Genomic DNA, 22,801 nt, shown 5'->3' on the forward strand with positions numbered 1-22,801 from the left:
AAAATGGCTTTTTTCTAAATTCTTTTTATAATATTTTTTGCTTTAAGAAATATTTTTGCAACTTTTTATGAAATTTATAGTAAAATCTATCACGAAACTACTAAAAAAGGAGTTGATATGAAGTTAGGAACTTATACTGCAAACCAGGCTTCAGGAAACTATTATTTAGATCAAGCTAAAAATAGCGAGAAAAAGGCGCTAAACGCCATCTCTGCAAATAGCGAGATCAAAGCATCAGGTGCAAATTTGCAAATCGCAGAGAGCTTACTTTCGCAAACAAATGTCCTAAATGAGGGCATAGCAAATGCAAACGATATGATCGGCATGCTCCAGATCGCCGACTCAACGCTTTTAAATTTAAGCGAGAGCGCGGATAAGATCGGTGAGCTATCAAGCAAGCTTTCAAACCCAGCTATTTCAGCTAACGAGCAAAATGGTATAAAAGGTGAGATAAATGCGCTTAAAAATGCGATGAGTGACAGCGTAAAAGAGGCCAAATTTAACGGTAAAAACGTTTTTGACGCCGAGCTTGGCTTTTTCACAGGCGAGGGCGCAAGAAATGTAAATTTAAGTACAAATGCTCTTTTAAATGTTAAAGAAGATGGCTCAAATTCTGGCGATATCTTGAAAAATATAAATTCACTTCGCTCAGAGATCGGCTCGACACAAAACGCTGTATTTAGAGGTATGAACGCTCTAGCTGCCAGAAGCGTAGCAAACGCTAATAGTGTAGAAAACCTTGATAGTAGCGACATCGCGAAGAGCTTGGAAGAAAATTTACAAGCAAATTTAAAGCTACATGCTGCCTCTTTAGCTAAAGCTCACGATACTACGAGCTTGGCTGCAAAACTAGATAAACTTCTAGGCGAATAAAATTTTACCGGTCTTTGGCCGGTAAAACTCTCTTTTTATTTTTGATGCTTTATTTTTTGATTTTAGAATATATGTTCAAATCAAAAATTTGATATTTCTCGTTTTAAATTTTATAGCAAGCGTGCCCTCAAAACGAAGGTTAAGTTAATTATTCTTTTAGATGAGAGTTATATGCAATGTTTAAAACAATTTTTGTGTATAGATGCTATAAATTTTTTCAAAGAAAAGCCGTCCAAACAAGACCATATACACCAAAGTAGGGCAAGACATACAAAACATTAAATTTCTTACTGGTTTTTTCGCACTTTGGCCGCGAAAATAACTTAATTATAGACTAGAAAGTAAATTTCAGAAATTTAAAGAATTTAGATGCGGACGCCCAAAAGGGCAGGGCTTGTTAGCCCTCGATGTAGTTTTTGAGTTTTCTACCAACTTTTGGGTGTTTTAGTTTTTTGATGGCCGAGCTTTCTATCTGGCGGACGCGCTCACGAGTGACGTTTAGCGCCTTGCCAATCTCTTCAAGTGTGCGGTCGCTCTCATCTTCAAGCAAGCCAAATCTCATCGAAATAACTGCCTTTTCACGCTCATTTAGCTGTGAAAGCACATCGTCGATCTGCTCTCTAAGGTCACTTTTTAAAATTTGATCTATTGGTGATAGCGAAGTTTTGTCTTCAACAAAATCTCCAAATTTACCGTCCTCTTCGTTTGCGATAGGAGCTTCAAGGCTGATAGGCTCTTTTGTGATCTTGATCACCTGTTTTACCTTATCAACGCTTAGTCCGACCTCTTTTGCGATGACGCTTACGTCAGGCTCTTTTCCCTCTTCTTGGAGGTATTTGCGGTTGATTTTGTTGATACGATTGATCGTCTCTATCATGTGGATAGGTATCCTGATCGTCCTTGCCTGATCAGCGATCGCGCGCGAGATGGCCTGGCGGATCCACCATGTGGCGTAGGTTGAAAATTTATAGCCTTTTCTATATTCAAATTTATCAACCGCCTTCATAAGGCCGATGTTGCCCTCTTGGATGAGATCTAAAAACGGCAAGCCCCTGTTTGTATAGCGTTTTGCGATACTTACGACTAGACGTAAATTTGACTTGGCCATTCTAGCTTTTGCTTCGTCTGAAATTTTCTTTCCACGTTTGATCTGCTCTAAAATTTCTTTTAGTCTTGCTGGCTCAAGGTCAAAGCCTTGTTTGCTCGCCTCTTTTGTCGTAAAAAGCTTTTTAATCTCGACGTATGTTGAGACCATCGTAGCCTCTGGCACGCGGGCTGCGATCTCTTCTTTGCTAAGCTTAATGATATCTTTTAAGATGCTTTTGTGATTTTTCTTTAGCTCGTCGCTAAACATCGGCAAGCGATACTCCAAGCGTTTTAGCTCTCTGTCAAATTCATCGTCGCTTTTCAGAGCTGTCTCCATTGATTTTACGATCTCGCTGATTAGCTTACTTGTTGGACCAAGATCCATCAGCTTCTCTTTTAAAATTTTCTTTTTAAATGCAAGCGTCATCTTTGAAGCTGTGTCGTCGCTTTCTACTTTATCTTGCTTGTTTGCGGTCTTTAACCACTCTTTTTTAGCCTTTTCAAGGGCTTTAAAGCTCTCTATAACTTTTTCTGCACGTTTGTCGTTTTTGGCTGATTTTTTAGGAGTTTCGTTCTCTTCGTTCTCCTCATCCTCTTCATCTATATCCTCTTCGCCATCTTCATTTTCGTTTTCGCTCTCATCTTCAAAGCTTTTAAAGAGCTCTTTTACACGGCGTTCTCTGTTGATAAGTGGCTCTTTATAGTCAAGTATGAAATCGATCAAAAACGGCACCGAGCAAAATGCGTCGATGATGATATCCTCGCCAAGCTCGATCCTCTTGCTGATCTCCACCTCTTCTTCTTTTGTAAGAAGCGCGATCTGACCCATCTCTCTTAGATACATCCTTACTGGACTATCTGATCTTGACCACTCTAAAAGGTCGCTCTCGCCTGAAAGATCGAGATCCTCGTCGATATCTTGGTCGCTTTTTTGAGCATTTTCTTGACGTTTTTTGGCGTCAGCTAAATTTCTAAGCTTTGCAGCTTCAGCAGATGTGATGAGCTGAACTTTGTTTGTTTTTGCTAGTTGTTCTATCTTTTTTACTATCGTAGCCGTCGGAGCTTTGTCTAATAACTTTACTAATTTTTCGTATGTCAAAAAGCCTTTTGCATTTTCAACAAAAAGCTCTTCTATCTGAGAAAAAGAGTCTTTTGCGGCGCTCATAAAATTCCTTTCAAATCGTATCATTGTGATTTAAGTGTTGGTTAAAAGAAAATGGATTATACCCAAAATTTTTTAAATATGTATAAAAAGAAAGTTGGAACGATGATTGCTTAGTAGCTATAAAAATCAAATTTTGATTAGGAAAATTTATGCAAAATGGTTATTATCAAGCCACTGCTGGCATGGTAACGCAGTTTAACAGACTAAATGTCATCTCAAACAACCTTGCAAATGTAAATACGATCGGCTACAAGCGAAACGACGTAGTCATAGGTGACTTTGCAAGAATTTTTAAAGAGACGCAAGATGAGCTTCCACTTAAAAATCATACAAAAGATGGAGCGAAATTTCTAAATAGAACGCTTGATCGCGTGCCACAAGTGAGCGAAGAATACACCGACTTTAGCGCTGGTGGCTTTAAATACAGCTCAAACACGCTTGACTTTGCGATAAAAAGAGACGATGCTTTTTTCTTAGTCGATACTCCAAATGGCGTAAAACTAAGCAAAAATGGCTCTTTTAGCCTTGACGGCGACGGATATATCGTCACAAAAGAGGGTTATAGGGTGCTGCCAAGTGGCTATGAAGCGCAAAATCCTGGCCAAAGAGGCATCCAAGTGCCACAAGGCGAGGTTTTGACGGTTGATAAAAATGGAAATTTATACTCAAATAACAATCAATTTTCTAAATTTTATATCGCTCAGCCAAGAGAGATAAGAGATCTAAAAAAGGTCGGCGACAATCTCTTTGAAACGAGAAATTTTGACGACATAACCGAGCTTGACGAGGCTGATAGCGTTATGCAAGGCTACGCTCAGATGTCAAATGTAAATCCAGTCTTAGAAATGGTGGGTCTAATAGAAACCCAACGCTTAGTTGATATGTATCAAAAGGTTATGACAAGCCACATGACTGACCTTAACCAAGATGCTGTTCAAAAACTAGCCCTAAAAGCTTAATAAAAGGATAAAACTATGATGAGATCACTTTACACTGCGGCCACTGGCATGATCGCCGAGCAGACGCAGATAGACGTAACCTCACACAACATCGCAAACGTAAATACCTATGGATATAAGAAAAATAGGGCTGAATTTGCTGATCTTATGTATCAAGTCATGGAGTACGCAGGCACAGCTACGAGCCAGACTACTACAAGCCCGACAGGCATCGAAGTAGGTCTTGGCGTGCGCCCAACAGCGATAAATAAAATTTTCTCTCAGGGCTATTTTAAAGAGACTAGCAACAACCTAGATATGGTCATAGCTGGCAACGGCTTTTTTCAAATTCAACTCCCTGATGGCACGACGGCTTACACTAGAAACGGCGCATTTAAGCTTGACGCAAACGGCACGATCGTAAATAGCGACGGCTACCAGCTCATCCCTCAGATCACCGTCCCTGCAAATGCTACGCAAATTTCAATAGGCACAGACGGCACCGTCTCAGTTTTACAAGCTGGCGAAACAAACATGGCTCAGATAGGTCAGATCGAGCTAGCAAATTTCATAAACCCAGCCGGTCTTCACTCAATGGGCGATAATAACTACCTCCAAACAAGCGCTAGCGGCGACGTGGTGGTAGGTGTAGCAGGCCTCGACGGACTTGGCACCATTAGACAAGGCTTTGTCGAGATGAGTAACGTGCAACTTGTTGAAGAGATGACTGATCTTATCACTGGTCAGCGCGCATACGAGGCGAACTCAAAGGCGATAACTACGAGTGATTCGATGTTAGAGATAGTAAATGGACTTAAAAGGTAGGTAATATGGACGCGACTTTGGCTATTGTTGGACTTATACTCGTTGCTTTTACGCTTGATGTTTTTTACTTTTCACATAAAACTCCAAAGAGCAAGGGTCCAAAAGGGCAGGTGCATTAAATTTAGTTTGGTAATCCAAGCTAAATTTATAAGCCATTGTAAATTTGGCAGTCTTCGTCGTTACCTAGCTCGCAGGACTTGCCAAAGTACTTTTTAGCTAAATTTTTATCTCCTTCTGTTTCATAATAAATAACCCCAAGGTTGTGACAACCATCTCCAAAGCCCATTTCGCAAGCTTTTATAAAGAGTTTGCTAGCTCTTTTTTGATCTTTTTCTACATATTTTCCGCTATGAAGCATCATGCCAAGGCTATTGCAGCCTGCTGGAGCGTCTAGGTCGCAGCTCTTTTCAAAGAGCTCTTTTGCCTTTTTGGCGTCTTGCTTTACGCCATTTCCGTCATAGTATAAAAGTCCAAGGCCGTAGTATCCGTCGCCGTCGTTTAGCTCGCAAGCTCTTAAAAACAGCTCTTTTGACTTTTGATAGTTTTTATCTAGCGTATAGACAAAGCCGAGCCTTGCGCAGCCAAAGCCGTCGTTTAGCTCGCAGCCCTTTTGGTAAAATTTGGCTGTATTTTTGTTATTTACATCTTTTATGTAGTCCATGTCGTAGAGCACGCCCACGCTACTGCAAGCACTTGCGTGTTTTAACTCGCAAGCTTTTTTGTAAAACTCGCCCGCTTTTTGGTAGCTTTTGCTCTCTTGATATTTATTACCAAGTTCAAAGCAGCTTTTAGCCTCTTTGTTTTCGCACCGAGACTCAAGCTCTTTATGTTCTAAATTTGCGCCCCACAAAAGCACCGCAGAGGTTAAAAATAAGAAAGTCTTTTTCATTGCCTACCTTTTTAAAAATTTAAATAAGTTTAGATAAAAAGCTTTAAATTTATAGTAAATATCAAATTTAATACCCAAACTTCTCTAATAAATTTCTCATATCGCAGCCCTTTTTAAAGCCTAGCTCGCATGATCTTTGAAAGTAGCTTTTGGCAGTCGTTTTATCCTCTTTTTTGCCGTTATCTAAAAGCGCGTAGTTAAGAAATCTTGCGTATCTATTTAATATGATAGTTTGATTAAGCTCGCTATCAACGTCATTGTAGCTATTTTGGTAGTTGAGCGCAGCGCTGTAGCAACCCTCTTTCATATCATTTTCGCAAGCTAGTAAAAATATCTCTTTTAGCTTTTTGAAATCTTTATCATCGCTTGAAGAGTTATAAATTTTTGTAGCAGCCTTGTAACAGCTCGTTAAATTTGCTCTTATCTCACCCTCGCTTTGGCACATCTCGTCTAAATTTTCTGCATTTAGAAGCAAAAAGAGAGATAAAGAAAAAATTAGCTTTTTCATAAATGCTCTTTAGTGAAAATCTCTAACTATCTCGCAAGCCTCTTTAAGGCCTAGCTTGCAAGCTTTTTTAAGCTCTTCTTTTGCCAGCTTTTTATTCTTTTTTGTCCCTATACCATGATAGTAAAAGTATGCAAGATGTTTGCACCCACTTGCGCTATCTAGCCTGCATGCCTTGTTGTAATATCTAAACGCCACTTCATCATCTTTTTCTACGCCAAGAGCGTCGTCGTAAAGGCTGGCTAGGTTATTGCAAGCATCGGCAAAGTCAAGCTTGCAAGCTTTAAAATAGAGCTTACTGGCCTTTTCATACTCTTTTTGCTCTTGATATAAGCTCGCTAGGTTGTAGCAAGATATGCTAAAGTCGCTATCACAAGCCTTTTTGTAAAGCTTTACCGCTTCTTTGTAGTCGCGCTTTACGCCAGGCGTGTTGTGGTATAAAACTGCTAGATTGTAGCATCCTTCATAGAAATTTTGCTCGCAAACTTCTTTGTAAATTTTGCTTGCCTTTTTGTAGTCTCTTTTTACGCCGCCGCCGTTATTATATAAAACTGCGACGTTAAAACAGCTTTGTATAAAAGCTAGATCGCAGCCTTTTTTAAAAGCATCTAAAGCCATTTTGTGATCTTTCATCTCTTGATACTCAACACCAAGGTTGTGGCAGGCAAATTTGTTATTTTCATCGCAAGTTTTGTTAAGAATTTCTAGTGATTTTGTCACGTCTTTTTTTACGCCAAGCCCTTTTTTATAAAACTCAGCCAGATAGATGCATGCATCTAAATTTTTAACCTCGCACTCACTTTTATAAATTCCAAATAGCCTTTTATACTCATCCTCGCTGTATCTGCGGCTAAAATCAATGCAGTTATCCTCGATATTACAGCTATTTGCTTGAGGGATTTTGATATTTGGATTTGTTGTTAAAGCTATTAAATTTAGTGTTAAAAATATTAGTAAAACTATCTTTTTCATATAAATTTTCTTTATAAATTTTTGTTGTTATTTTATAAAATTTAGTTTTAAAATGCGAAAAGGTCATTAAATTTATAAGAACAAAATCTATTCTTTAAATTTAACTCTTTTAAATATATTTTTATCTTTTTTTGGTATTTTGAGCTAGTAAATTTTATAAGGAGAAATAATGAAAATAAACAAAATTTTATTTTTAATCGCCATATTTTTGGGCTTTGGCGTGGCAAACGCACAAGACAGCTTTCAGCATATCAGAAACGCTACCGCAAAGATAAACTATGCGGGAGTGAACTTTTTCTTGCACCAAAGGGTAAATATCCTGGCTTTGAGGGGACGCTAAACTCACACCTTAGAAATCCTTTGATGGAACTTCCTATGGATGCAAAAGAGGTGTATAAGGGCGTCGATGCGATCATCGTTACGCACACGCATCCTGATCACTGGGATGAGGTCGCGGCTGAAATTTTACCTAAAAATATCGTTATCTTTGCTCAGCATAACGATGATGCGGCGCTAATCAAAAAGCAAGGCTTTAAAGACGTAAGAGTGCTAGACGAATCGGCTGAATTTAAAGGAGTGAAACTATATAAAGCAGGCGGCGCTCACGGCACAGCAGAGATGTATGAAAACAAGCAGCTTGGTGCTATTTTGGGCGATGCGATGGGCGTAGTGTTTGAAGCAAAGGGGCATAAAACGCTTTACGTCATGGGCGATACACTTTGGACTGCGGACGTAAATAAGGCTCTAAACAAATTTAATCCTAGTGTAGTCGTGATGAATACGGGTGACGCTCGCGTGCTAGCATTTCCTGACAACGGTATCATAATGGGCAAAGCCGACGTAGCTCACGCTGCAAAAGTTCTTAATGGCGTGACTATCATCGCAGTGCATATGGACGCCGTAAATCACACAAGTGTAAGCCGTAAGGATCTTCGTGAATTTGTTAAAAAAGAAGGTATAGAGAGCAAGATCACTATCCCAAATGACGGCGAGATCATCAAATTTTAATCTCAAATTTTACCCTACAAGGCTAGAATTTCTAGCCTTTATCCTAAAATTTTTAAATTTTTGCTAACATTTCGGCTTTTTTATGAAGGTAAAATTTGACATTTAACTACGTTTTTAAACTATCTATTCCTATCTTTATGGGCTATTTCCCGCTTGGTGTCGCCTTTGGCGTGCTGGCAAAAAGCATGGGCGTTAGCGCATTTATCGCTGTGGCGCTTAGCACGCTAGCATACGGCGGCGCAGCGCAGTTTATGATGCTCTCGCTCTTTAGCGTCGGCACGAGCTATGTTGAGGTCTTTGTCGTGAGCTACCTTGTAAATTTGCGCCACACTTTTTATGGAATTTCACTTTTAAAAGAGTATAGCGGGATCAAATTTAGGCTTTTAAACATCGCGCTACTAACAGATGAGACCTTTGCGATATTTAAAAATTTAGGGCTAAAGGATGCAAGTGAGCGAAGTTTTGTCTTTGCCTGGCTAAATTTACTTGCTTGGTCTTACTGGGCGGCTGGAACGCTGCTTGGAGCGATACTTGGTGATCTTATAAAGGCCGATACAAAGGGGCTTGAGTTTAGTTTGACCTCGCTTTTTATAGTGGTTGTCATCGAGATGTTTAAAAATGATAAAAACTACCGCGTGCTCTTTGCGGCAGCGCTTTTTGGCGTGCTTGGAGTAAGCCTGTTTCCAGCTAAATTTGTGCTTGTTGACTCGATGGCGCTTTGTTTTATATTTTTGCTTTTGTTTAAGGATAAAATTTGATAAGTGTAAGCTCAAGCGAGATGGTGCTTTTTGTGGCGGTGCTTTTAAGCGCCCTAGCTACTTTTATCACGAGGGCGACGCCATTTTATGCGTTAAGAAACTATAAGCCAAACCCTTATTTGGACGCTATTGAGAAGCACATGGGCGTGATGATAATGGTCGTTTTGGTCTGCTACGGGCTAAAAGATACGAAATTTAGCGAGTTTCCATATGGCTTAAGCGAGATAGTGGCGGTATTTACAGCTGTTTTGGTGCATTTTAAATTCAAAAATGCCCTTCTTAGCATAGTCGTTTCAACTGGAATTTATATGCTTTTGATAAGAATTTTTTAAATAAATATAAATTTTAAAAATTAATAAATTTTTTAAATATATGACGTTATAATGCTCTAGCAAATTTTAATGCAAAGGAGTTAAAATGCGTTTAATCTTTAAGGCGGTGTTACTCATGATTTTAGGTGCTACTTTAGCGGTTGCAAAGCCAACCATCTACATCCTAGCTACTGGTGGAACGATAGCTGGAAGCGGCTCAGGTTCGCTTGATTCAAGCTATACTTCTGGAACTGTTACGGTCGATAAACTAATAGCAGCCGTGCCAGATATCAACAAGATCGCTACCATAAAAGGCGAGCAAATTTCAAATATCGGCTCACAAGATATGAATAACGAAGTTTGGCTTAAGCTTGCAAATAGAATAAATGAGCTTCTAAACAGCGGCAAAGCTGATGGTATCGTCGTTACTCACGGCACAGACACTATGGAAGAGACAGCTTACTTCTTAAATTTAGTCGTTAAAAGTGACAAGCCAGTTGTGCTTGTAGGTGCGATGAGAAATAGTGGCTCACTAAGCGCAGACGGCCCACTAAATTTATTTAACGCTGTAAATGTAGCTATCAGCAAAGATAGCGTAGGCAAGGGCGTTGTGGTTACTATGAATGACGAAATTCACGCAGCTAGAGAGGTTACAAAAACTAACACAACAGGCGTTGATACATTTAAATCACCAAACAGCGGCAAGATCGGCACAGTCTTTTATGGCAACGTAAAATACTATATGAACCCAATCAGAAAACACACAGCAAGCTCAGCTTTTGACCTAACTGGCGTAAAAGAGCTTCCAAGAGTTGATATCATCTACTCTCACGCAAATGACAACCCTGACTTTGTAAATGTAGCTGTCAAAAACGGCACAAAAGGCATCGTTAGCGCTGGTCTAGGCAATGGTAACCCTTACTTTAGCGTGTTAGAGGCTCTTGGTGAGGCTTCAAAAGCTGGCGTAGTGGTAGTTCGTGACTCACGTGTGGGAAGTGGCGAGACAACTATGAATGGCGAAGTTGATGACGCAAAATACGGCTTTTTAACAAGCGATAACCTAAACGCTCAAAAAGCTAGAGTGCTTTTGATGCTTGCTCTTACAAAAACAAGCGATAAGGCTAAAATTCAAGAGTTTTTCTTAACTCACTAAAATTTTATATTTTGGCAGATATCTCAAGATATCTGCTTTGTTTGTTATTCTAGTGGGTTTGTTAAATTTACTACCCACTGTCTTTTTTTGCAATTTCCTTTTTTCTTGCGGCCTTACGGTGATAATTTTTTCAAAATTTTAGCTTAAGATTAGGATTTTTATGCCAGTCCTGCTAAAATTTGCCTAAAACGACTGTAAGGCTGATCTTGCGAAATAATTAGTAAATTATTTTTGTATATTGCAAGATGGCATTATTAACTCTAACGTTTCAAACAGATTCTTGGAAAAATCATTTATTTGAAAATCTATTGGCAACTTACCATTTCCATCACCGCCTAAATGAGTTAAACCGCTTTTTGATAAAATACCTATTTGTATGAATTTATTAATTGCAATATATTCGCAGTCGTCACTTGTCATAAGCGGACTTTTTGGTTTATTTTTTACTAAATTATAAAAATACATAAAGTCCAAGTCGCTTAAAGAGTTTATGTTGGCAAGCAATGCATGTTCGTAATAATCAAGTTTGCCGTTTTGGAATAATCTACCGTATAATTTTGCCAATATTTTTGCATGTAAATCATAGGTTGTGGTTCTAGCCTTTTCTAATAAATCAAAAAGAATATTTATATTGTTATTGTCTATATCTTCATAAAATTTTTTCTTACTTCTATCACTCGACCGCTCTTCTTCGTGTATAAAATCTTGTAATCTAATTTTAAATCTTTCATCCATAAAACTATGCATAAAGTGTGAAACTACCTCTACTTTTGACTTATATAGCGTGGATGCCGCAGCTTTAATAAGAGCATAACTTTCTTTGCTGGCTAGTTCAACGATTTCTGTCGTGTAATCGCCTATATTGTCTAATAAATTTTCCATTGTAATTCCTTGTCTGTTAGTTAATGTTGCATTGTAATATAGCGCATTATTTATTATTTTATTATTTATTTTAAACTTATCAAATTTGATTTACTATTTGTCAAAAAAAATCAAGGCCTCTTATGAATTTCTTGCTCTTTTTTGTCACGATTTTCCCGATCTCCATGATGCCAGGCATCAACATGACCTATGCGATGAGCGTTGGCATGAGCCTTGGCTACAAGCACTCATTTTTCGTGATGACTGGGCAGCTTTTAGCACTTGCTTTTGTCTCATTTAGCTGTATGCTTGGCGTGGGCGCGGTGCTGCATCATTTTGAGTACGCATTTAAGGCGCTAAATATCATCGCAGGCCTTTATATGCTCTATCTTGGCGCTATGCTCTTTTTTGGCAAGGGCGAGCTTAGCATCACAAATGTCTCAAATTTGCCAAGCAAAAAGCAGATGTTTATAAATGGCTTCATCGTTAGCGTCTCAAACCCAAAGGCGTGGATATTTTTCTCAGCCTTGCTGCCTACATTTTTGGATAAAGACGCTCCATTTAGCCTAGTTCGCATGTGCGTTATCACCGTAACGCTCGTTTTCATCGAGTTTTTATCGCTAAATATCTACGCACTTGGCGGAGCTATGCTAAAGAAATTTTTACAAACGCACCTAAGACTACTTGAAATTTGCACCGCCGTCATCGTCTGCACGATCGGCGTGCTTTTACTTTTTAGATAAATTTATCCCCTTTTTACCTGATTTGGCTAAAATTTTCCAACTTTGCACTACCAAATGCGCAGTTTATCTTGCGTGAAATAGCACCAAAAAGCCAGAAAAACTACGATGCGGGTCTTGTGGCGATGCTAAAGGTTTGTGGTAGCTGCCAAACAAGGTGTGGTTTGCATGTGGGAGAGCCTTATTTTGAGGCTGAGGTGAAAGGTAACATGGATATCTTGTCCGAGTGGGTGAGAGAGTGCGATCAGGTGATGACATTTTAGAGCAAAAAAGGAGAATTTATGAGTTTGACATTTAGTGTAAAAAATAAAAAGAAATTGCTTGGCGGATATGCAAAGGCATTAAGCGAGCGTGAAATTTCAGCTCTTGTAGAGGGGCTTTTCTTTTTTAACAGTGCGCAAGAGGAGCCAGGAGCAAATGAGCTTGGCGCTGACGTGATGATAGCAGGCGTGTGGCAAAAGAGCGTTCGTGGCTTTGAGCTAAACTACGAAGATGGCGAGTATATCGTGCGTGTTTATACTCCAAGTGGCGTCGGCGACTGGCAGATCGCACTTGAGCTACTATCAAAGCTATCGGCTCAAACAGGCTCAAAAATAGAGTGCGACAACGAAAAAATTTATGATAGTGAGCAAATTTTAAAATTTGACTACGAGGCTGACATCATGTGGGGGCTTGAAGCGTTAAAAGATATAAAAGAGAAAAATCAAACTCTTTATATCTCTGGCGTGGAGCGAGACGTGGCGTTTGACGCGGTTATGGTAGATGAAATCTTTGCTAGTGCCAGCCCTGCGGCTAAATTTGATGAGATGATGAGGCATGTGCAGTATCTTGATGCATACAGCGCAAAAGAGCACCTCTATCAAGACAAAGACGGCAACGAAATCTTTGGCACATATACGCTTAGTGAAAATTTACCAACCATCTTGCCTTATGCTCCAGCTCCTTCGTGGCAGGCGCAAGAGGCGCTTGGAGATCGCAAGGTCTCACGCTGGGTGCTTACGCTAGTTGTGGGCGTGGATGATAGTGACGCTCACGTGCTTGATGAGTGTGAGTACGGTGCTTTCATGGCAAATTTACCAAAAGAGAAATACCACTTCATTGACGCTGCAAACGTGCTTGTTGAGCCACTTAGCGAAGATGAGATGAGAGAAATTTTGCAAAAGACAAAGGCTTAAATTTAGGGCTTTTGGGGCTTTAAAATTTGGCTTTTTGATTATTTATTTAGCTTCTTTTGGTTAAAATCAGCCCAAATTTACAAAACTAAAGGTTAAAAATGAAACAAGGCAAAGTTTGGAAATTTGGCGATAATATCGACACTGACATCATCATCGCCGCAAGATATTTAAACACTTCAGACGAAAAAGAGCTAGCAAAACACATCATGGAAGATGCCGATCCTAAATTTAGCTCAAAAATAGCAAAAGGCGACATCATCGTAGCTGGCGAAAATTTTGGCTGCGGTAGCTCAAGAGAGCACGCCCCACTAGCGCTAAAAGAGGCTGGCATAGCGGCTGTTGTGGCAAAGAGCTTTGCGAGAATTTTTTATAGAAATAGCTTTAACACAGGGCTTTTGATACTTGAGATCAAAGAAACCGACGAGATAAACGAGGGCGACACGCTAAAGATCGACGTAGATAACGGCGTCATCATAAATGAAAGCACAAAAAAAGAGTATAAATTTAACGCTATCCCGCCATTTATGCAAGAGCTTTTAAACGCTGGCGGTCTTATCGAGTACGCAAAAGCGAAGATGAACTAAGGGGCGGCGATGAAAAACTATAAAATTTGCGTTATAAAAGGCGATGGCATCGGCCCTGAGATCATCGATGAGGCGATAAAGGTTTTAGACGTCGTGAGCGCTGAGTTTGGTATCAAATTTGAGTATGACTACAAGCTAATGGGCGGCGCAGCTTACGACGTTTTTGGCGAGCCACTGCCAGATGAGACGCTAAGCTCAGCGCTTAGTAGCGACGCTGTGCTCTTTGGTGCGATCGGCGGCGAGAAATGGGACAGCCTGCCAAGACACCTAAGGCCAGAAAGCGGGCTTTTAAAGATCAGAAAAGAGCTAGAAGCTTATGCAAATTTACGCCCAGCCATCATCTTTGACGAACTAGTGGATGCTAGTACGCTAAAGCCAGAGGTGCTAAAAGGAGTTGATTTTGTCGTGGTTCGTGAGCTAACTGGTGGGCTTTATTTTGGACAGCCACGTGAAAAAGGCGAAGATAGAGCCTTTAACACGATGGTCTATACTAAATTTGAGATCGAGCGCATCGCAAAGATCGCCTTTGAGACGGCTATGCTTCGCAAGAAAAAGGTCTGTATGGTCGATAAGGCAAATGTCCTTGAGACAAGCCAGCTTTGGCGCGAGGTGACTAGCGAGGTGGCAAAAGGCTATCCTGAAGTAGAGCTTAGCTTTATGTATGTCGATAACGCAGCGATGCAGCTAGTAAGAGCGCCTGCAAATTTTGACGTCATACTGACTGAAAATTTATTTGGCGACATTTTAAGCGACGAAGCGAGCATGGTTTGTGGCTCGATAGGTCTACTACCAAGTGCTAGCATGGGTGGCAAAGTGGGAATTTATGAGCCTATTCACGGCTCAGCTCCAGACATCGCAGGGCAGGGCATAGCAAATCCGATCGCGACCATTTTAAGTGCAGCGATGATGCTAAGATACGCATTTGGCGAGAGCGAAGCGGCAGACGCGATAGAAAATGCCGTAAAAACAGCACTTGCAAAGGGATATAGGACAAAAGATATCGCCGCTTTTAACGCAGTTGAAATTTGTTCAACAAGCGAGATAGGCGACGTGATAGCAGGATTTATCAAAAAATGAAAAACACAATCACTGAAGCACTGATCTACGAGGCTCAAGGGCTAAAAGATGATGCGCTTGAAATTTACAAGAACATCTTAAAACAAGACCCGTCAAACAAGGACGCCCTTAGCGCGATAAACCGCCTGAGTGGACTTCGCAAAGAGCGCGTGATAAAAAATGAGCAGATGAAAGAGTTTTTTATCAGGATGAAAAGTGACGAAGAGATAAATGAATTTAAAAGGTGGTTGATAAGATTATGAAGCTTGATGATATCGCTAGGATGGCTATTAGTGAGGTTAGCGCCGAGCTTGAGAAGATAGAGGCGCTACAAAGCAAAAAGCAAGAAGAGCTTGAAAGGGAGAATTTAAAAAAAGAGCTTTTGGCTATGGAGACTAGAGAGCAAGAGGCGGCCGATGAGGCAGAGCTTGAAACAAGCGCGCAAAGCGAGCCAGAGCCAAAGGTGGCGCAAATTTCGCCAAAGAGCAGGGAGATAAGCGAGGAGGAAATTTTCTTAGCAAACCTTGCTGAGCGCATCGAAGTGCTTTTTGAGGGGCTTAAGCAAACTAGCGAGCAAGACCTTAGTCAAAGGCTCGAGCTAACGACTAAATTTTTAGAATTTACCCTTGCAAACATCGAAAATAGACTACAAAATCTCTCAAAATAATAAATTTGAGGCAAAAACTGGTATAGAAATCTACAAAAATAGCGAGCTAGACTTCTTTAGATCGCTATTTGCCCCTTTTAGCAAGCGCGTCTATCTAGTAGGTGGCTGCGTGAGAGATGCACTTTTGGGGCGAGAAATTTATGATTATGACATCGAAGTTTATGATATAAAGCCTCTCAAATTTGACGAACTGATGGCCGGCATAAAGGCTAGTGGTGTTGGTAAAAGCTACTTCATCTACAAATACAAAAACTACGACCTTGGCCTGCCACGAAGCGAGAGCAAGACGGGAAATTCGCACAAAGACTTTGCCGTAAGCTACATAAATGATCCAAGTCTTGCAAGTCTTAGGCGTGATTTTACGGTAAATGCCATGATGATGAACATCTTTAACGGCGAAATTTTAGACTTTCATGGCGGCAAAAAGGACCTTGAGAGCAAAACACTAAGGCACATCGATAGTGAGAAATTTAAAGAAGATCCACTAAGAGTGCTACGTGGCGTGCAGTTTAGCGCTAGGCTTGGTTTTAGCATAGCTGACGATACGCTAGAGCTTATGAAAACGCTTGATCTAGCGCATCTAAGTAAGGATAGGATAAATACCGAGCTCATTAAATTTTTTCGCTCAGAGCATCTTGAAAAAGGGGCGTTTTATCTTTTTGCACTCTCTCTTTTTGAGCAAATTTTTGGCGTGCAAATTTGTGAAAATAATGAGTTTTTGTCTGAGCTAAAGAGCGCTAGAAATTTCGTAGATGATGAGAGGCTGTTTTTGTATATGCTTTTTGGTAAATTTGAGCTTGACGCAAAAGAAATTTTAGAAAAAATGCGCCTGCCAAAGAGCTACTTTTCTATCTTAAAAGAGCCATTTTTTAAAGCAATGCCAAGTGATAGAGAGCTACTAGAAATTGCTCTAAATATGCCCTTAAAATCGTGGCTTGGAGCTTATAATAAAGAGCGCATAGAGCGTGCAAAAGAGCTTGGAATTTATGAGCGTAAATTTGAGCCAAAGATAGACGTGAGAGAGATCTTGGCGGCTGGCTTTAAAAACGAGATGATAGCGGCTGAGATAAAACGCAGACAAGAGCTTGAAATTTTAAGCTATCTTAGTAAGCGCAAATTTAGAAAATCTTAATCTTTAAAACTCTTAAAAGCCCATTTTGGCTAAAATGAGCCAGTTTATAACACTTTTTAAGGCAAGAAAAACTTATGTTTAACATAGTCCTAGTCCATCCTCAGATACCGCAAAACACCGGAGCTATCGGTAGAATGTGCGTAAATGCAAATTTAAAGCTGCACATCGTTAAGCCAACTGTCTTTGATCTGAGCGAAAAGGCTGTTAGACGTGCTGGACTTGATTATTGGAAAATCCTAAAGCCACAAATTTGGCAGAGTCTAGATGAGTTTTTGGAGGCAAATTTAAGCCACAAAGAGCGATTTTTCTTTGCTACGACAAAGACAAATAGGCTTTACTATGACGCTAAATTTGAGCCAGGAGATTTTATATTTTTTGGCGGAGAGAGCACAGGCCTGCCAAGAGAATTTATGGATATAAATTTTAAAAATGCCATAACAATCCCGATGGGAAAAGAGGGCAGGAGCTTAAATTTAGCCATGAGTGCTGGCATCATCGCGTATGAGGCGATCAGGCAAAACATCTCTAAATTTGACTTTAGGAGTAAGGTTTGAGAGCGCTTTTTGTATTAGTTTTTGCCGTTTTGGTCGCGTTTGCAAGCGATATAAGCATCGCAACTTATAATGTGCAAAATTTATTTGACTGCAAGGATGATGGCAGCGAATATCCTGACTTTAAATCTGGCACTTCAAAATGGGACTGCGAGGCGGCTAGCTTAAAACTAAAAAGAACAAAACAGGTCATAGACGCTATAAATACCGACATTATCGCACTTGAAGAGGTTGAAAACGAGCAGGTTTTAAGGGCTTTGGTTGATGGCAGTGAGTATAAATTTATAGCCTTTAGCAAGTCAAAAAACTCTCCAGTCGGACTAGCTCTTGTGTCAAAAATAAAGCCAAATGGCAGTGAAATTTTTGAAGTGCCAAATGTAAAAACTAGAAACATTTTAAAGGTCGTTTTTGAGGTGGAGGGTAAGAAATTTAGCGTTTTTGTTAATCACTTCCCAGCTTATAAAAACGGCATAAATATGCAAAAAAAGGCCGAAAGAACGCTAAGAGCAGCTCTTATTGATGAACAAAACGCCATTGTTTTGGGTGATTTTAACTCACCTTATGGGCAAAAATCCATCTTAAACGATATCATCGCAACTCGTGGATTTTACGATCTTTATAGCTTTCTCGCCCCAAAAGATAGATACTCCCATGCAGTTCATGGCAAAAAGCGGGCCATTGATCACGTTTTGCTATCGCCTAGCTTTATGGCAAATGGCGATCTAAGCTATGTTGATGGCAGTTTTGAGGTCTTTAAGCCAAGCTTTGTTGTCGATGAGCATGGCTTTGCAAAGAGTGATCTTTATTCAGACCACTTTGCGCTTAAATTTAAAATCTCAACCAAACCAAGTCCTACTAAATCAAATGAAAATTTAAAAAAAGAAGCTAAAAAAGTAGAGGATCAAAACTATAAAAAAGCTGACATTGACACGCTTTTTGAGCATCCTGAGGATGTGCCAGTGCTAGTTGAAAGAGCTGTTGTCATCTTAAAAGATAAGCATGGCTTTATCATCTCAAAAAATCGCCGTGGAATTTACGTTTTTGATCCTAAAAATAGTGCCGGCGTGGGCGATGAGCTTGACATTTTGATTAGACGAGTGAAATTTTACAAAGAGGCGCTTGAAGTGAGCTCTTATGAGATCATAAATGAGCATGACACAAAAGGCGTGAGTGAAAATTTACTTGATAGCTCAAAACTAAGTGAGGCTAGAAGTGGCGACGTGATCGCTAAAATTTCAGGCAAGCTGGAGAGTGGCTACTTGCATACGCCACATGGCAAAATCAGAGTTTATAGCAAAAAAAGGCTAAAAGATGGCGAGTATAGCTTTGAGCGAGCGAGGGTGAAAATTTATAAAAACGAAAAAGAGATCGTTGTGGAGTAGATGGTGCAAATTTTAGATATTTTTATGATCGCAGCATTTGTTTTGTTTGTGATATTTATGATAAGAGGCGTCATTTTGCAGGCGCAAGAGAAGGAGAGAGTAAGAGAGATGATAAGAGAAAAAAGAGAAAATTTTAATAAAAAGAGTGAGATATGAAAGAGTTGTTACTAGAGATCGGAGTCGAGGAGCTTCCAGCGATACCATTTTTAAGGGAGCTGCCAAACATCAATGCTAAATGGCAGGCTGTACTTGAAAAATACAACATCAAAAGTGAGTTTAAATTTTACTACACGCCGCGCCGTTTGGTCTTTTTCCATGAGAAATTCCCGCAGGCTCAGCCAGATAGTGTGGCTAGTTTCATTGGCGCACCAAAGCAAGTGGCGCTAAAAGACGGAGCTTTTACAAAGGCTGCACTTAGCTTTGCAAATAAATGCGGCATAAGCGAGAGCGAGCTTAAATTTAAAGAGATAGACGGCAAAGAGGTGCTTTACTACGAAAAAGAGGTAAAGGGCGAGCCAGTCGCTAAGATAATGGGCGACATGGTTGAGGAGTTTTTAAAGAGTCTTAGCTTTGGCAAGTCTATGCGCTGGGGCAACGGCGAGTTTGAGTTTATCCGCCCGATAAGATCGTTTTTGTGCTTGCTGGGCGATGAGGTCATTAAATTTAACAAATTTGGCGTAGAGAGCGGCAACTCTACATATCCGCACAGAAGCGTTAGCTACGACATGATAAAAATTTCAAGTATAAAAGAGTATTTTGATGGCTCAAAGAGCCGTGGTGTCGTGCTTGAAGCAGACGAGAGAGAGAAAATAATCCTTGATGAATTTGAAAAGATCAGCCAAAAAAGCGGGCTAAAGATCGAGATCGATAAAGACTTGCTAGCTGAAGTGGTGGCGATCACTGAGTATCCAACAGCGCTTCTTGGCTCGTTTGAAGAGGAGTTTTTGGAGGTGCCAAGCGAGGTCATCATCACATCGATGAAAGAAAATCAGCGCTACTTCCCAGTCTTTAAAGATGGCAAGCTAGCAAATGGCTTTGTTGTCGTTAGTAACGCCATCACAAAGGACTATTCGCTCATCATCAAAGGCAACGAAAAGGTGCTAAGAGCAAGGCTAAGTGACGCGATGTTCTTTTGGCAAAGTGACCTTAAGGCAGAATTTAGCCCAGAAAAACTAAAAAATATAACCTACCTAAAAGAGCTTGGAAGCATCTACGAAAAAGAGCTTAGAGAGCTAAAAGTGGCTAAAAAACTTGCTAGCAACTATGGCGAGCTACTTAAAAAAGAAGCTGGCGAGTACGGAGCTAAGCTGGAGCGAGCTGTGATGCTAAGTAAGGCTGATCTTACAACGCAGATGGTTTATGAATTTACCGAGCTTCAAGGCATCATGGGTGCTTACTATGCAAAGGCTAAAAATGAGGACGAAAACGTCGTTCTAGCCATAAAAGAGCAGTATCTGCCAGACGGCGAAGAGGCGCAGTGCCCAAGCAAGGTCTTTAGCTCGGTTGTGGCACTTTCAAATAAGCTTGATACGCTAATGGGGCTCTTTAGCATCGGCAAAATCCCAAGCGGCACCAAAGATCCATACGCTCTAAGACGCGCGGCAAATGGCGCGATAAAGATCGTTTTGGCACATAATTTGAAATTTAACGTAAAAGAAATTTTAGAAGATATCGCAAAAGAGTATAAGAAATTTGACGTTGAAGTGCTTATAAATTTCATCCTTGATAGGCTCTACACCTTCTTTGACGCAAACGCTTCTATCGTAAAAGCGTGCATAAAAAGCGGCGAAAAGGACATCTTGGAGCTAACTAAGATGATAGAGGCACTTGCTAAAATTTCAAGTGAGCCAAATTTTAGGGAGAATTTCTCGACATTTAAGCGCCTTGCAAACATTATAAAAGATGATAAATTTAGCAAGGTCGATGAGAGCCTCTTTGAGATAGATGCTGAAAAGGCTTTAAATGATGCATTTAAAGCGGTCGATAAGAGCTTGGCATACGAGCCAAGGCTAAAAGCGCTATTTGCTCTAAAACCGCAGATAGATGAGTTTTTTGACAAAGTCATGATAAACGTTGAAAACGAGAAAGTGCGAAATAACCGCGTCGCGATCATTGGTCAAATTTATAGTGAGATACTAAAAGTAGCTGATATAAAAGAGATCAGCTTTTAAATTTGTGCCAGCTTCAGGTTTTACACTTGAGCTGGCTTTTAAATTTACTCCCTAAAAATATCAAATTCTGGCTCGTAAGCCTTAGTTTTTACCCCAAAATATCCAAGCACTGAGCTAAAGACAAAATCATGCGAAAGACTTTCGTCTTTTCTAGATTTTAGCCTTTTTAAAAGCTCGCTATCGCTTGAAAAGATGATGGCTGGGATGTGCTTTTGCTCGTCTGGAGCGATGGAGTAAGGCAGTCCGTGTAAATATATGCCATTTTCGCCCAGGCTCTCTCCGTGATCTGAGAAAAAGAACATGGCAACTTCAAATTTATCTTTTTTTGCTTCAAGGGCGTTTATTAGCTCGCTTTGCAGATAGTCCTCGTATAAAATGGTGTTGTCATAAGTGTTTGCTATCTCATCTGGCGTGCATTTGTTTAGCTCGGCAGTGTCGCAGGTTGGGGTGAATTCTTTAAATTTGCTTGGGTAGCCTTTGTAGTAGATAGGACCATGCGAGCCTTGCAAATGTAGCACGATAAAGGTAGTGGAGTTTGCATCTTTTATGACCTTTTTTGCCTCGTCAAATATTACTTCATCAAAGCCAGCTGCTCTGTGATCTGAAGAGTGGTTTTGATCAAGATTGTCGCAAACGCCCTTGCAGCCGCCACTATTGTTGCCAAAAAAGTATGTTTTTATGCCAAGTTTATTGATGATATCAACTAAATTTTCACGAGCTTTAGCCTCGCGGTTACTAAAATTTTTTCGCTTTAAATCTGAAAATAGGCAAGGCACGCTAGTCTCTGTGGCAGTCCCGCATGAGTAGAAATTTGTAAAACTTACTACATCTTTTTGCTTGGTAAATTTGTTTGTATCGTTTTTAGCGTAGCCATTTAATGAGTAGTTTTTGCTCCTTTGTGTCTCGCCAACTATTAAAACTAAAATTTTCTTTTTATCGTTAGTAAGCGTTGCGTCATCTGCCACGTAGGTAAAAGGGAGCGGTTTTTGAAGCAAAATTTGAGCTAACTTTATGGCAGAATATACTGGATAAGACGGAAGTAAGACCGTTTTTAAGTAAATGTGTTCTCTAAAAAATGGTATGAAAATTTTTGAAGTTAATGAAAAAATAATAGCGATAGTAACGATCGAAAAAGCGATAATCTTTAATCTAATTTTTAGACTATTTTTAAAACTACCATAATTGATTTTTACGAAAACAACATAAATGCATGGCAAAATAGTTGCAAAGACAAACCACAATACTAAATTTATGCTTAAATAGCTAAAAGCTTCTTTATTATCAGTATGAAGGACGTTTAGTAGCATCTCTTTGTTTATGATAACGCCGTAATTTGACATAAAATAAGAACAAATCGAGCTAACAATAATTACAAAAATAGCAAAGGGTTTTAATAAATAAGGCAGAAATACAATGCAAAATACGCTTGCAAAAAGTGACGCAAGAAATATGCACATAATTGCGAAAAATAGGGTAGAAAAAGAAAATGAATTTGTTTCTAAAAATCCTAGAAAAATGCCCTTATATAAAAATATATGATTTATAAAAAGCATATATATTATAAATAAAGTTAAAAATTTAAAAAAACTTACTTCTATAAATTTATTGATATTAATCATTTAAAGATTCCTTTCACTTAAAGCATTTTTTGAAAAATTTAAATTTTTAAACTAAAACTATTTTTTCTTTTTCTTGCTTTTTAGCTTCTTGCTTTTTGACTTCTTTTCAGGCTCAGCTTTTTTCGTCTTTTGACTATCTTTTACACTAAGCTTTTCTTTGACCTTTTGCATGTCGTTAAAGCCGATGCCTTGAACCTTCTCAAGCTCCTCGACACTTGTAAATTTATGAGCTTTTCTATACTTTATGACGTTTAGTGCCTGGCTCTTGTTTAGCCCAAGGCTCATTAGCTCGCTCTTGCTAGCTGTATTTAGATCAGCGCCGTATGCAAGGCCTGCAAGCGCTAGACAAAGTAAAATTTTTAAACTTTTCATCTTATCTC

At 39.6% G+C, this 22,801-nt stretch carries 27 protein-coding genes; 20 read left to right on the plus strand and 7 right to left on the minus strand.

Annotated features, from left to right (window positions below; genetic code table 11):
• Positions 1-117: 117 nt before the first annotated feature.
• The gene (locus MTT29_RS00535) at positions 118-873 is read left to right on the plus strand and encodes a flagellin (RefSeq protein WP_429799441.1); all 756 of its coding nucleotides are present in this window, start codon (positions 118-120) and stop codon (positions 871-873) included.
• A gap of 397 nt (positions 874-1,270) precedes the next feature.
• Here the strand turns inward: MTT29_RS00535 and rpoD are convergent, their stop codons facing one another.
• Entirely contained in the window at positions 1,271-3,124 is a 1,854-nt protein-coding gene (gene rpoD, locus MTT29_RS00540) for an RNA polymerase sigma factor RpoD (protein ID WP_021092252.1), read from the minus strand.
• A 149-nt stretch (positions 3,125-3,273) separates the two neighbouring features.
• Here rpoD and MTT29_RS00545 point away from each other — a divergent pair, with 149 nt between their 5' ends.
• The gene (locus MTT29_RS00545) at positions 3,274-4,083 is read left to right on the plus strand and encodes a flagellar hook-basal body protein (RefSeq protein ID WP_103647669.1); all 810 of its coding nucleotides are present in this window, start codon (positions 3,274-3,276) and stop codon (positions 4,081-4,083) included.
• A 15-nt stretch (positions 4,084-4,098) separates the two neighbouring features.
• On the plus strand, positions 4,099-4,887 hold the full coding sequence (flgG, locus tag MTT29_RS00550; RefSeq protein ID WP_103587128.1) for a flagellar basal-body rod protein FlgG: 789 nt from the start codon (positions 4,099-4,101) through the stop codon (positions 4,885-4,887).
• 145 nt (positions 4,888-5,032) lie between these two features.
• Here flgG and MTT29_RS00555 read toward each other — a convergent pair whose 3' ends face one another.
• The 3 genes from MTT29_RS00555 to MTT29_RS00565 form a co-directional block, all read right to left on the minus strand.
• Positions 5,033-5,776, minus strand: coding sequence for a tetratricopeptide repeat protein (locus MTT29_RS00555; protein WP_429799442.1), 744 nt, complete (start codon positions 5,774-5,776; stop codon positions 5,033-5,035).
• 67 nt (positions 5,777-5,843) lie between these two features.
• The gene (locus MTT29_RS00560; protein WP_429799443.1) at positions 5,844-6,284 is read right to left on the minus strand and encodes a hypothetical protein; all 441 of its coding nucleotides are present in this window, start codon (positions 6,282-6,284) and stop codon (positions 5,844-5,846) included.
• Positions 6,285-6,293: 9 nt separating this feature from the next.
• Positions 6,294-7,253, minus strand: a complete 960-nt coding sequence (locus MTT29_RS00565) for an SEL1-like repeat protein (RefSeq protein ID WP_429799444.1) — start codon at positions 7,251-7,253, stop codon at positions 6,294-6,296.
• A 169-nt stretch (positions 7,254-7,422) separates the two neighbouring features.
• On the opposite strand from MTT29_RS00565, the gene MTT29_RS00570 reads away from it, so the two are divergent.
• The 5 genes from MTT29_RS00570 to MTT29_RS00590 all read left to right on the plus strand — a co-directional run bounded on the left by MTT29_RS00570 (position 7,423) and on the right by MTT29_RS00590 (position 10,483).
• Positions 7,423-7,593 (plus strand): hypothetical protein, encoded by a 171-nt coding sequence (locus MTT29_RS00570; protein WP_429799445.1) that lies wholly within the window; start codon positions 7,423-7,425, stop codon positions 7,591-7,593.
• Positions 7,594-7,616: 23 nt separating this feature from the next.
• Positions 7,617-8,261 (plus strand): MBL fold metallo-hydrolase, encoded by a 645-nt coding sequence (locus MTT29_RS00575; protein WP_429799446.1) that lies wholly within the window; start codon positions 7,617-7,619, stop codon positions 8,259-8,261.
• 95 nt (positions 8,262-8,356) lie between these two features.
• Positions 8,357-9,019: an AzlC family ABC transporter permease gene (locus MTT29_RS00580; protein ID WP_429799447.1), complete on the plus strand. Its 663-nt coding sequence runs from the start codon at positions 8,357-8,359 to the stop codon at positions 9,017-9,019.
• Positions 9,016-9,351, plus strand: a complete 336-nt coding sequence (locus MTT29_RS00585; protein ID WP_429799448.1) for a branched-chain amino acid transporter permease — start codon at positions 9,016-9,018, stop codon at positions 9,349-9,351. Before MTT29_RS00580 ends, MTT29_RS00585 begins: the two co-directional genes overlap by 4 nt.
• Positions 9,352-9,436: 85 nt before the next feature.
• Entirely contained in the window at positions 9,437-10,483 is a 1,047-nt protein-coding gene (locus MTT29_RS00590; RefSeq protein WP_429799449.1) for a type II asparaginase, read from the plus strand.
• A 225-nt stretch (positions 10,484-10,708) separates the two neighbouring features.
• Here the strand turns inward: MTT29_RS00590 and MTT29_RS00595 are convergent, their stop codons facing one another.
• On the minus strand, positions 10,709-11,365 hold the full coding sequence (locus MTT29_RS00595; RefSeq protein WP_429799450.1) for a hypothetical protein: 657 nt from the start codon (positions 11,363-11,365) through the stop codon (positions 10,709-10,711).
• Positions 11,366-11,487: 122 nt separating this feature from the next.
• On the opposite strand from MTT29_RS00595, the gene MTT29_RS00600 reads away from it, so the two are divergent.
• The 12 genes from MTT29_RS00600 (at position 11,488) to glyS (ending at position 20,802) form a co-directional block, all read left to right on the plus strand.
• Positions 11,488-12,087 carry a LysE family translocator gene (locus MTT29_RS00600; protein WP_429799451.1) on the plus strand — a complete coding sequence of 200 codons (600 nt, stop codon included), beginning with the start codon at positions 11,488-11,490 and terminating at the stop codon, positions 12,085-12,087.
• Between the two features lie 68 nt (positions 12,088-12,155).
• On the plus strand, positions 12,156-12,347 hold the full coding sequence (locus MTT29_RS00605) for a hypothetical protein (protein ID WP_429799452.1): 192 nt from the start codon (positions 12,156-12,158) through the stop codon (positions 12,345-12,347).
• A gap of 18 nt (positions 12,348-12,365) precedes the next feature.
• A complete protein-coding gene (locus MTT29_RS00610) occupies positions 12,366-13,259 on the plus strand; it encodes a DUF4299 family protein (protein WP_429799453.1) in 894 nt (297 codons plus the stop codon).
• Between the two features lie 98 nt (positions 13,260-13,357).
• The gene (locus MTT29_RS00615) at positions 13,358-13,843 is read left to right on the plus strand and encodes a 3-isopropylmalate dehydratase small subunit (protein ID WP_012140000.1); all 486 of its coding nucleotides are present in this window, start codon (positions 13,358-13,360) and stop codon (positions 13,841-13,843) included.
• A gap of 9 nt (positions 13,844-13,852) precedes the next feature.
• A complete protein-coding gene (gene leuB / locus MTT29_RS00620) occupies positions 13,853-14,920 on the plus strand; it encodes a 3-isopropylmalate dehydrogenase (RefSeq protein ID WP_149718852.1) in 1,068 nt (355 codons plus the stop codon).
• Complete coding sequence (locus MTT29_RS00625) at positions 14,917-15,162, plus strand: hypothetical protein (protein WP_002941772.1); 246 nt, start codon at positions 14,917-14,919, stop codon at positions 15,160-15,162. The genes leuB and MTT29_RS00625 overlap by 4 nt, the downstream gene beginning before the upstream one ends.
• On the plus strand, positions 15,159-15,566 hold the full coding sequence (locus MTT29_RS00630; RefSeq protein ID WP_429799454.1) for a CiaD-like domain-containing protein: 408 nt from the start codon (positions 15,159-15,161) through the stop codon (positions 15,564-15,566). Before MTT29_RS00625 ends, MTT29_RS00630 begins: the two co-directional genes overlap by 4 nt.
• Entirely contained in the window at positions 15,526-16,698 is a 1,173-nt protein-coding gene (locus tag MTT29_RS00635) for a CCA tRNA nucleotidyltransferase (protein WP_429799455.1), read from the plus strand. Before MTT29_RS00630 ends, MTT29_RS00635 begins: the two co-directional genes overlap by 41 nt.
• A 74-nt stretch (positions 16,699-16,772) precedes the next feature.
• A complete protein-coding gene (locus MTT29_RS00640) occupies positions 16,773-17,252 on the plus strand; it encodes a tRNA (cytidine(34)-2'-O)-methyltransferase (RefSeq protein ID WP_429799456.1) in 480 nt (159 codons plus the stop codon).
• Positions 17,249-18,631 (plus strand): endonuclease/exonuclease/phosphatase family protein, encoded by a 1,383-nt coding sequence (locus MTT29_RS00645; RefSeq protein ID WP_429799457.1) that lies wholly within the window; start codon positions 17,249-17,251, stop codon positions 18,629-18,631. The genes MTT29_RS00640 and MTT29_RS00645 overlap by 4 nt, the downstream gene beginning before the upstream one ends.
• Before the next feature lie 3 nt (positions 18,632-18,634).
• The gene (locus MTT29_RS00650; protein WP_180997164.1) at positions 18,635-18,787 is read left to right on the plus strand and encodes a hypothetical protein; all 153 of its coding nucleotides are present in this window, start codon (positions 18,635-18,637) and stop codon (positions 18,785-18,787) included.
• Positions 18,784-20,802: a glycine--tRNA ligase subunit beta gene (glyS, locus tag MTT29_RS00655; RefSeq protein WP_429799458.1), complete on the plus strand. Its 2,019-nt coding sequence runs from the start codon at positions 18,784-18,786 to the stop codon at positions 20,800-20,802. Before MTT29_RS00650 ends, glyS begins: the two co-directional genes overlap by 4 nt.
• A 44-nt stretch (positions 20,803-20,846) precedes the next feature.
• Here the strand turns inward: glyS and MTT29_RS00660 are convergent, their stop codons facing one another.
• Positions 20,847-22,421, minus strand: coding sequence for a phosphoethanolamine transferase (locus MTT29_RS00660; protein ID WP_107860950.1), 1,575 nt, complete (start codon positions 22,419-22,421; stop codon positions 20,847-20,849).
• Between the two features lie 57 nt (positions 22,422-22,478).
• On the minus strand, positions 22,479-22,793 hold the full coding sequence (locus MTT29_RS00665; RefSeq protein ID WP_103581770.1) for a helix-hairpin-helix domain-containing protein: 315 nt from the start codon (positions 22,791-22,793) through the stop codon (positions 22,479-22,481).
• Positions 22,794-22,801 lie beyond the last annotated feature (8 nt).

The organism is Campylobacter concisus, assembly GCF_050447485.1.
Classification (GTDB): domain Bacteria; phylum Campylobacterota; class Campylobacteria; order Campylobacterales; family Campylobacteraceae; genus Campylobacter_A; species Campylobacter_A concisus_BQ.